This window comes from Brevibacillus sp. MER 51 (assembly GCF_023714195.1).
Lineage (GTDB): Bacteria > Bacillota > Bacilli > Brevibacillales > Brevibacillaceae > Brevibacillus.
In genome coordinates this window covers 1-452 of the sequence record NZ_JAMAUS010000059.1, presented here as the reverse complement: position 1 = coordinate 452, position 452 = coordinate 1, and the positions used below count along the sequence as shown (strand labels likewise).

The 452-nt window shown below is 65.0% G+C and carries 1 protein-coding gene; it reads right to left on the bottom strand.

Annotation, left to right across the window (positions count from 1 at the left end; genetic code table 11):
• On the bottom strand, positions 1 to 452 hold a 452-nt coding region (locus tag M3630_RS30610; protein ID WP_251254673.1), incomplete at both ends, for a cobalamin biosynthesis protein.

Here is a 452-nt window from a genome sequence, read left to right as displayed (position 1 = left end):
AACGAGCGCTGACCATGCCGATCGCCCGGTATTTTTCGTGTTTATAGCCGACCATGGAATCGAGGGTGTTGACCGCTTTATAGGCCATGGCCAGCGGCGCGCCGCCGAGGAGCAGGAAAAAGAGCGGCGCGATAATGCCATCCACCGTGTTCTCCGCCACGGTCTCCACCACCGCACGGTTGATCTGCGCTGGCTGGAGCTGAGAGGTATCGCGCCCGACAATCCAGGAGAGCTTATGCCGGCTTTCGGCGAGATCTCCGGCCCGCAGCGGCCGGGCCACCGCCATCGCCGACTGTGCCAGACAGCGTCCCGCCAGCGCGGTGAAGATCATCCACACTTCCACCAGCCATCCAAGCCAGGGGTGGATCCCGTGCGCCAGCGCCAGTACGCCCCAGGCCACGCCCCATGTCAGGCCGATAACCACCAGCCACATCACCCCGCCGCCGATGCGC